General features: G+C 55.3%; 9 protein-coding genes and 1 tRNA gene. 2 read left to right on the top strand and 8 right to left on the bottom strand.

The features are described from left to right. Nucleotides 1–2: 2 nt before the first annotated feature. From ilvD to ilvL, 6 genes are all read right to left on the bottom strand, one after another. Entirely contained in the window at nucleotides 3–1,853 is a 1,851-nt protein-coding gene (ilvD, locus tag DOU50_RS19185) for a dihydroxy-acid dehydratase (RefSeq protein ID WP_045909248.1), read from the bottom strand. 60 nt (nucleotides 1,854–1,913) lie between these two features. Then, complete coding sequence (gene ilvE / locus DOU50_RS19190; RefSeq protein ID WP_023309654.1) at nucleotides 1,914–2,843, bottom strand: branched-chain-amino-acid transaminase; 930 nt, start codon at nucleotides 2,841–2,843, stop codon at nucleotides 1,914–1,916. 18 nt (nucleotides 2,844–2,861) lie between these two features. Then, the gene (gene ilvM / locus DOU50_RS19195) at nucleotides 2,862–3,125 is read right to left on the bottom strand and encodes an acetolactate synthase 2 small subunit (protein ID WP_024907956.1); all 264 of its coding nucleotides are present in this window, start codon (nucleotides 3,123–3,125) and stop codon (nucleotides 2,862–2,864) included. Beyond that, nucleotides 3,122–4,768, bottom strand: a complete 1,647-nt coding sequence (ilvG, locus tag DOU50_RS19200) for an acetolactate synthase 2 catalytic subunit (protein WP_024907955.1) — start codon at nucleotides 4,766–4,768, stop codon at nucleotides 3,122–3,124. The genes ilvM and ilvG overlap by 4 nt, the downstream gene beginning before the upstream one ends. 2 nt (nucleotides 4,769–4,770) lie before the next feature. Next, entirely contained in the window at nucleotides 4,771–4,821 is a 51-nt protein-coding gene (ilvX, locus tag DOU50_RS23725; RefSeq protein WP_166792073.1) for a peptide IlvX, read from the bottom strand. A gap of 86 nt (nucleotides 4,822–4,907) precedes the next feature. Then, on the bottom strand, nucleotides 4,908–5,006 hold the full coding sequence (ilvL, locus tag DOU50_RS19205; RefSeq protein WP_001311244.1) for an ilv operon leader peptide: 99 nt from the start codon (nucleotides 5,004–5,006) through the stop codon (nucleotides 4,908–4,910). 341 nt (nucleotides 5,007–5,347) lie between these two features. On the opposite strand from ilvL, the gene DOU50_RS19210 reads away from it, so the two are divergent. Then, nucleotides 5,348–6,868, top strand: a complete 1,521-nt coding sequence (locus DOU50_RS19210) for a YifB family Mg chelatase-like AAA ATPase (RefSeq protein WP_148769925.1) — start codon at nucleotides 5,348–5,350, stop codon at nucleotides 6,866–6,868. A 30-nt stretch (nucleotides 6,869–6,898) separates the two neighbouring features. On the opposite strand, the gene DOU50_RS19215 is transcribed toward DOU50_RS19210, so the two are convergent. Continuing rightward, on the bottom strand, nucleotides 6,899–7,237 hold the full coding sequence (locus tag DOU50_RS19215; RefSeq protein ID WP_008501577.1) for a DUF413 domain-containing protein: 339 nt from the start codon (nucleotides 7,235–7,237) through the stop codon (nucleotides 6,899–6,901). A 118-nt stretch (nucleotides 7,238–7,355) separates the two neighbouring features. Here DOU50_RS19215 and hdfR point away from each other — a divergent pair, with 118 nt between their 5' ends. Continuing rightward, nucleotides 7,356–8,177 carry an HTH-type transcriptional regulator HdfR gene (gene hdfR / locus DOU50_RS19220; protein ID WP_148769927.1) on the top strand — a complete coding sequence of 274 codons (822 nt, stop codon included), beginning with the start codon at nucleotides 7,356–7,358 and terminating at the stop codon, nucleotides 8,175–8,177. Nucleotides 8,178–8,277: 100 nt separating this feature from the next. On the opposite strand, the gene DOU50_RS19225 is transcribed toward hdfR, so the two are convergent. Continuing rightward, nucleotides 8,278–8,353, bottom strand: a tRNA-Trp gene (locus DOU50_RS19225). Nucleotides 8,354–8,480 lie beyond the last annotated feature (127 nt).

Here is an 8,480-nt window from a genome sequence, read left to right on the forward strand (position 1 = left end):
CATTAGCCCCCAAGTTTAGATTTATCGCGCACCGCGCCTTTATCTGCACTGGTGGCAAGGCTCGCGTAGGCGCGCAGGGCGAAGGAGACTTCGCGCTGGCGGTCTTTCGGCGTCCAGGCTTTGTCGCCGCGGGCTTCCTGCGCTTCACGACGGGCCGCAATTTCCTGGTCGCTCAGCTTGAGCTGAATGCCGCGATTCGGAATGTCGATTTCGATCAGGTCGCCGTCTTCGATGATGGCGATGTTGCCGCCGCTTGCCGCTTCCGGCGAAACGTGACCGATAGAGAGGCCGGAGGTGCCGCCGGAGAAACGTCCGTCGGTGATCAGCGCGCAGGCTTTACCGAGGCCCATCGATTTCAGGAAGGTGGTTGGGTAGAGCATCTCCTGCATGCCCGGGCCGCCTTTCGGCCCTTCATAACGGATGACAACCACGTCGCCTTCCACCACTTTGCCGCCGAGGATCGCGTCTACCGCTTCATCCTGGCTTTCGTACACTTTCGCCGGGCCGGTGAATTTCAGGATGCTGTCGTCCACGCCAGCGGTCTTCACGATGCAGCCATTTTCCGCAAAGTTACCGTACAGCACGGCCAGGCCGCCGTCTTTGCTGTAGGCGTGTTCCAGCGAGCGGATGCAGCCTTCGGCGCGGTCATCGTCCAGGGTATCCCAGCGACAGTCCTGCGAGAACGCCTGGGTGGTGCGAATACCGGCAGGACCCGCGCGGAACATTTTTTTCACCGCGTCGTCTTTGGTCAGCATCACGTCGTATTGGTCCAGCGACTCAGGCAACGTCAGGCCGAGGACGTTTTTCACGTCACGGTTCAGCAGCCCGGCGCGATCCAGCTCGCCGAGGATACCGATGACGCCACCGGCACGGTGCACGTCTTCCATGTGGTACTTCTGCGTACTCGGCGCGACCTTACACAGCTGCGGCACTTTACGGGACAGCTTGTCGATGTCGCTCATGGTGAAGTCGATTTCGGCTTCCTGCGCGGCGGCCAGCAGGTGCAGAACGGTATTGGTGGAACCGCCCATGGCGATATCCAGGGTCATGGCGTTCTCGAACGCCGCTTTGCTGGCGATGCTGCGCGGCAGCGCGCTGGCGTCGTCCTGCTCGTAGTAGCGTTTGGTCAGCTCAACGATACGTTTACCGGCATTGAGGAACAGCTGCTTACGGTCGGCGTGGGTCGCCAGCAGCGAGCCGTTGCCCGGCTGAGAAAGGCCCAGCGCTTCGGTCAGGCAGTTCATGGAGTTGGCGGTGAACATACCGGAACAGGAGCCGCAGGTCGGACACGCGGAGCGCTCAACCTGGTCGCTCTGCTCGTCAGAGACTTTCGGATCCGCACCCTGGATCATCGCATCAACCAGGTCGAGCTTGATGATTTTGTCGGAGAGCTTGGTTTTCCCCGCTTCCATTGGGCCACCGGAGACGAAGATCACCGGAATATTAAGGCGCAGGGAGGCCATCAGCATCCCCGGAGTGATTTTGTCGCAGTTGGAGATACAGACCATTGCATCGGCGCAGTGGGCGTTAACCATGTACTCCACCGAGTCGGCGATCAGTTCGCGCGACGGCAGTGAATAGAGCATGCCCCCGTGACCCATCGCGATACCGTCATCCACCGCAATGGTGTTGAACTCTTTCGCCACGCCGCCGGAGGCCTCGATTTGCTCGGCAACCAGCTTACCCAGATCGCGCAGGTGCACGTGGCCCGGAACGAACTGGGTGAAGGAGTTCACCACGGCGATAATTGGCTTACCGAAATCGGCGTCGGTCATTCCGGTGGCGCGCCACAGTGCGCGGGCACCCGCCATGTTACGGCCGTGGGTGGTGGTGGCTGAACGATACTTAGGCATGCTTTATTTACTCCCGTCTGACTATGTAATGGGACGGTGCGTGCCGTCCCAAATTTATACTTAGTGATTAACCTGATCCAACCAGCCGTATTTATCTTCTGTTTCGCCGGTGAAGAGGCCAAAGAACGCTTGCTGAATGCGTTTGGTGACCGGGCCACAGCGGCCTTCGCCCACCTGGATACCGTCTACGCTGCGCACCGGCGTGATTTCAGCCGCGGTACCGGACATAAAGACTTCATCCGCCAGGTACAGGGATTCGCGAGACAGCACCTGCTCGCGCACTTCGATACCCAGATCTTTCGCCAGCTTGATGATGGCATCACGGGTGATGCCCGGCAGCGCGGACGAGGTGAATGGCGGCGTAAACAGGATGCCGTCTTTCACTTCAAACAGGTTTTCACCCGCACCTTCTGAGATGTAGCCGTTTACGTCCAGGGCGATACCTTCCTGATAGCCGTGACGGCGCGCTTCGCTACCGACCAGCAGTGAAGAGAGGTAGTTACCGCCAGCTTTCGCGGCGGTCGGGATGGTGTTTGGCGCAACGCGGTTCCAGGAAGAGACCATTGCGTCGATCCCCTGCTCCAGGGCTTCTGCACCCAGGTAGGCACCCCATGGGAACGCGGCAATGATCACATCCGTGGTATAGCCCGCTGGCGGGTTCACGCCCATACCGACGTCGCCCACGAAGACCAGCGGACGAATATAGGCGCTGGTCAGGTTGTTCTTACGGATCACATCGCGGCAGGCTTCCATCAGCTCATCCACGCTCTGAGATACCGGGAAACGATAAATTTTGGCTGAGTCATGCAGACGCTGCATGTGTTCGCGATGGCGGAACACCACTGGCCCTTTGTGAGAATCGTAGCAGCGGATGCCTTCAAACACGGAGGTACCGTAATGCAGCGCGTGGGACATCACGTGGACCTTCGCGTCCTCCCAGCGAACCATCTCACCGTTGAACCAAATGTAATCAGCTTTTTTTGTCGTCATTTTTTCGTCCTGTCACGCTTAAGCGCGGATTTGTTGTGATGTGGTTGTGCTCTGGCAGATGGCAACATGGGCAACGTCTACCAGCTTTGATAACTGACTAAACAGTAAGTCGACCGACCGCGGGCTGGCAACGGTTAATTCGATACTGATATTCCGGGCGTCAGTGGCCGTCTCCATATTCATAGAGCAAATCTGAAAACCACGATGACGCACCACGCGCAAAACGCGTTCTAAGGTTTCCGGGTTGAAGCGAGCCTGTACGGCGACCTGATGCTGCATCATGATAATTTCTCCATCATTTGTGAGTTACTGGCACCAGGCGGTACCAGCGGCCAGACGTTCTCGAGTTCATCGATTGAGACATGAAGCAGGTAAGGCCCCTCGCTGTTCAGCATGGTGTCGAGCGCCGCTTCAACCTGATCTTTACGGGTGATGTGCTGACCAGGGATGCCAAAGGCGCTGGCCAGGGTGAGGAAATCGGGGTTATCGGTAAGGGTCGTTTCGCTGTAGCGCTCCTGGAAGAACAGCTGTTGCCACTGACGAACCATCCCTAAACGCTGGTTGTCGAGCAACACGATCTTCAGCGGCAACTGCTTACGCTTAACGGTGCCGAGCTCCTGAACGTTCATCATGAAGGAGCCGTCACCGGAGATACAGATAACAGTATCGTTCGGGCGGGCAACCTGTGCGCCAACGGCGGCTGGCAGACCGAAGCCCATCGTCCCTAACCCGCTGGAGGTGATGAAGTTTTCCGGGCGGGTGTAGGTCATGTGCTGCGCGGACCACATCTGGTGCTGGCCTACGTCGGTGGTGACGACGCTGTCAGCCGGTTTACGGTCGGACAACTGCTTCAACAGCAGCGGCGCGTAGATGGCCTCGCCGGGGTGGTCGTAACGCCAGGCGTGCTCGGCGCGCATGTCTGCGGTGTGCTGACGCCATGCATTGATATCCAGCGGCTGCTGCAATGCCGGTAACAGCGCGTTGAGATCGCCCTGCAGGGCAACGTGCGCCTGACGCAGCTTGTTCATCTCCGCCGGGTCGATATCCATATGGATCACTTTGGCGTTCGGCGCAAAGGTATTCAGCTTGCCGGTGACGCGGTCGTCAAAACGGGCACCTACGGCGATGAGCAGATCGCACGCCTGCACCGCCAGGTTTGCCGCTTTGGTGCCGTGCATCCCCAGCATGCCCAGATAGTATGGGTAATCCGCGTCGACGGCACCGAGACCTTTCAGCGTACAGGTCGCTGGCATCTGCGTTGTTGCGATAAATTCGCGCAGGGCTGGGACGGCCTGCGCCATGCCGACGCCACCGCCGACGTACAGCATCGGCTGTTTCGCCTGCGCCAGCATCTGACGGGCCTCTTCAACTTCCGCATCCGGAAACGCATTGTCGCTTTCAACGGTTGAGAAGTGCGGTTCCAAATCGCCGAATGCCACCTGGATATCTTTCGGGATATCGACCAGAACCGGACCAGGACGACCTGAGTTTGCCACTTCGAACGCTTCTGCCATTACGCGCGGCAGCTCTTCCAGAGACTGGACGAGGAAGCTGTGTTTGGTGCAGGCCAGCGATAAACCGAGGACGTCGACTTCCTGGAAAGCGTCGGTACCGATGAACGGAGACGCCACCTGCCCGGTGATGGCGACAACGGGAACAGAATCCAGCAGCGCGTCAGCCAGGCCGGTGATCAGGTTAGTTGCGCCAGGGCCTGACGTCGCCATACACACGCCGGTTTTACCGGTCGCGCGGGCATAGCCGATGGCTGCCATCGCTGCGCCCTGCTCGTGTCGGCACAAGAGATGTTCCACGCCGCCGTCATACAGTGCATCGTAAATCGGCATAATTGCGCCACCTGGATAACCGAATACTGTCTCGACTCCCTGCGCGCGCAACGCATGTACTACCCACTGTGCCCCATTCATAGTTAGTTCCCCGTCATAAATCGGGAGAAACAGAATTTTGTGCTAGTCGTCATTCTCTGCTCCTCATCTGCGTTTTTTAGTCATAAAAAAACCCCCGGACCTTTCGGTGCGGGGGTCTTAGTTCGTTAAGGCTTGATTTCTAAGCCTTTCCTCGTCCAAGTGCAGCCCCGCACGGTGGGATAATAATCACCACCACGCTAATCACGACCAGGCTAATCACTCGTAGAAGGGCTGTCATTTTTCAGTTCGTTTTGCATCTTGTTCGAAGGAATACCTAAAGAGTTATCACAGTTTTCAAATTAAACACAAGATTTATTTATGACGGATTTGGTTAGCCCGCGAATCACATTTCTTAAAAGCGTTGTTTTATATACGAAAATTAGAAAATGAATATTTTTCATTTTTTTACTGTGGTGCTAACCGTCAAAACAGGATTTTTTCGTTCTGCGAGGAGCTTTCCATGATTATGAAATTGTTGCAATGCGCCATTAAAATCCCTGAACAAGCGGCGTAAATTCGCGAAATGGCAATAAACAAACATAACGAGCACTGACATAGTCACACCAGGAGGTAGTGCAAATGTCACTGTCAGTTGTTTATACGCGTGCGGCTCTCGGGGTAAAGGCACCGCTTGTTTCCGTAGAGGTACATTTGAGTAATGGGCTGCCCGGACTCACGCTTGTCGGGTTACCTGAAACGACGGTTAAAGAGGCCAGGGATCGCGTCCGCAGCGCAATAATAAATAGCGGTTATGCCTTCCCCGCGAAGAAGATCACCATCAACCTTGCTCCTGCCGATCTGCCTAAAGAGGGGGGACGATACGATTTACCTATCGCAATTGCCCTTCTCGCGGCTTCTGAGCAGCTTAATACGACACGGCTAGGCTCGTATGAGTTCGTTGGCGAACTCGCGCTTACAGGCGCGTTAAGAGGCGTTCCCGGGGCGATATCGGGAGCGCTGGAAGCCATACGTGCAGGGCGGCAAATCATTGTGGCCAATGAAAACGCATCAGAAGTGAGTCTTATCGCGGAAAAAGGATGCCTCATCGCGGGGCATTTACAGGAAGTTTGTGCATGGCTGGAAGGGCGGCATGAACTGTCCGAGCCGGAGGAGTGTGATGATGTTATAGCGGATGCTCCAGAGGATCTCAGCGAGATTATGGGGCAGGAACAAGGGAAACGGGCGCTGGAGATTACGGCTGCAGGGGGACACAATCTTCTGTTAATTGGTCCGCCGGGTACGGGTAAAACCATGTTGGCGAGCAGATTGAGTGGGTTGCTTCCACCGCTCAATAATCATGAAGCGCTGGAAAGTGCCGCCATATACAGCCTCATCAGTTCTGCATCGTTGCAAAAACAGTGGCGCCGTCGCCCTTTTCGTTCCCCACATCATAGCGCTTCACTGACGGCAATGGTCGGCGGTGGGTCTATCCCCGAGCCGGGTGAGATCTCGCTGGCACACAATGGCATTCTGTTTCTTGATGAATTGCCGGAGTTTGAGCGCCGCGTGCTGGATGCACTGAGAGAACCCATTGAATCCGGCGAAATACATATATCGCGCACGCGGGCCAAAATAAGCTATCCCGCGCAGTTTCAGCTGGTCGCCGCGATGAACCCCAGCCCGACGGGTCACTACCAGGGCAACCATAACCGCTGTACGCCAGAGCAGACATTGCGCTATCTCGGTAAGTTATCCGGCCCGTTTCTCGACCGTTTCGATTTATCTCTCGAAATCCCGCTTCCTCCACCGGGCCTGCTCAGGCAAACGGGCATCACGGGTGAAAGCTCAGCAGAGGTACGCGAGCGGGTGATTGCAGCCCAGAAGCGGCAGTACGCCCGTCAGAACAGGCTAAATGCGCGGCTGGATAATGCCGGGATCCGGCAGTTTTGTTCTCTTAACATTGAGGATGCGGGATGGCTGGAGGAGACGTTGACGCGGTTCGGGCTATCCATACGTGCGTGGCAGCGTTTGTTGAAAGTGGCCAGAACCATTGCTGACGTAGAGGGGTGCACTGACATTGAGAGGAAACATTTGCAGGAGGCGCTGAGCTATCGCGCTATCGATCGTTTGCTGCTGCATCTGCAGAAGTTGCTGGCATAAAAAAAGGGGCCGTAGCCCCTTCTTATCATCTTAGTCATCAGACTCGGTGTAGTCTTCTGCACCTTCCATCTGCGGCTTACCGCCAGACAGCGTATGGAAGCGCTTTGGACGCTTAATGCGCGCCATGTACTTGATCCACACACGTTCCGCTTCAGACTGCGGCTCACGCTCACCACGGCAAACAGAAACAAACTGTTTTTCGTCTTCGGTTGCAGGTTCACGCTTACCCAGATCCAGCTCGTTAAAGGCATAACCATGGCGCTCAAGCAGTTGAGCTTCTTTGATGGTGAAATCGCCGTGACGAGAGAACCCGCGCGGATAATGTTTATTGTCGAAAAAACGATTAGTCGTCGTAAAGCTTTCCGCCATCCTACACGCTCCTAATTCTTTGGCCGAGCTATTTATGGCGCGGAGTATTAGTTACGCTTGACAGAGTGTAAAACAAAACATTTAAATCATAACGACAAATAATTTTGCGGAGAAAGATGTGGATACGGAATTGCTTAAAACTTTCCTTGAAGTGAGCAGAACACGCCACTTTGGGCGAGCAGCTGAAGCCCTTTACCTGACGCAGTCAGCCGTCAGTTTTCGTATTCGACAGCTGGAAAATCAACTGGGTGTGAATCTTTTTACCCGCCATCGTAACAATATTCGCTTAACGCCTGCCGGCGAGAAACTGCTGCCGTACGCTGAAACGCTCATGAATACCTGGCAGGCGGCACGCAAAGAGGTGGCACATACGTCGAGGCATAATGAGTTCTCGATAGGGGCCAGCGCTTCCCTGTGGGAATGTATGCTAAGTCAGTGGCTTACCCGGCTTTATCATTCACACAGTCACCTGCAATTTGAAGCCAGGATTGCGCAACGGCAGTCGCTGGTTAAGCAACTTCATGAGCGCCAACTTGATCTTCTGATCACAACCGAAGCCCCCAAGATGGACGAATTTAGCAGCCAGATTGTGGGTCAGTTTGGACTGGCGCTTTATGCCTCTGAACCTTCAATGATGAAGGCAGACCTGACCTATTTGCGCCTGGAATGGGGGCCAGATTTTCAGCAGCATGAGACGGGATTGATTGCACCTGATGATGTTCCGCAGTTAACGACCAGCTCTGCAGAGATCGCCTGTCAGCAGCTGTCCCTGTTGAAAGGTTGTACCTGGTTACCTGTTCGCTGGGCAGATACTAAAGCGGGGCTGCATACGGTGCTGGATTCCACCACGCTTACCAGGCCGCTGTATGCGATTTGGCTGCAAAACAGTGATAAGCAATCACAGATAAAAGATCTGTTAAAAATCAATGTAATGGATTGATACATCAGCCAGCAGGAATGCTGGCTGAAAAATTAAGAAGAGCGTTTTCTGCAGCGTTTCAGGCAAAAAAAAATCCTTTGCCGAAGCAAAGGATTCTATATGGCAGGGGCGGAGAGACTCGAACTCGCGACACCCGGTTTTGGAGACCGGTGCTCTACCAACTGAGCTACGCCCCTAAAGTTTTTGCCATTAAGCCTGCCGATAGGGCAGGCTTAATGTCTTAATAAGTGGCGGAACGGACGGGACTCGAACCCGCGACCCCCTGCGTGACAGGCAGGTATTCTAACCGACTGAACTACCGCT

It is taken from the genome of Enterobacter sp. C6, from assembly GCF_008122455.1.
Taxonomy (GTDB): domain Bacteria; phylum Pseudomonadota; class Gammaproteobacteria; order Enterobacterales; family Enterobacteriaceae; genus Enterobacter; species Enterobacter pseudoroggenkampii.

What these genes read in the sequence shown, in the direction of transcription:
- ilvD (WP_045909248.1), bottom strand. Translation starts at nt 1,853, where the DNA reads ATGCCTAAGTATCGTTCAGCCACCACCACCCACGGCCGTAACATGGCG.
- ilvE (WP_023309654.1), bottom strand. Translation starts at nt 2,843, where the DNA reads ATGACGACAAAAAAAGCTGATTACATTTGGTTCAACGGTGAGATGGTT.
- ilvM (WP_024907956.1), bottom strand. Translation starts at nt 3,125, where the DNA reads ATGATGCAGCATCAGGTCGCCGTACAGGCTCGCTTCAACCCGGAAACC.
- ilvG (WP_024907955.1), bottom strand. Translation starts at nt 4,768, where the DNA reads ATGAATGGGGCACAGTGGGTAGTACATGCGTTGCGCGCGCAGGGAGTC.
- ilvL (WP_001311244.1), bottom strand. Translation starts at nt 5,006, where the DNA reads ATGACAGCCCTTCTACGAGTGATTAGCCTGGTCGTGATTAGCGTGGTG.
- DOU50_RS19210 (WP_148769925.1), top strand. Translation starts at nt 5,348, where the DNA reads ATGTCACTGTCAGTTGTTTATACGCGTGCGGCTCTCGGGGTAAAGGCA.
- DOU50_RS19215 (WP_008501577.1), bottom strand. Translation starts at nt 7,237, where the DNA reads ATGGCGGAAAGCTTTACGACGACTAATCGTTTTTTCGACAATAAACAT.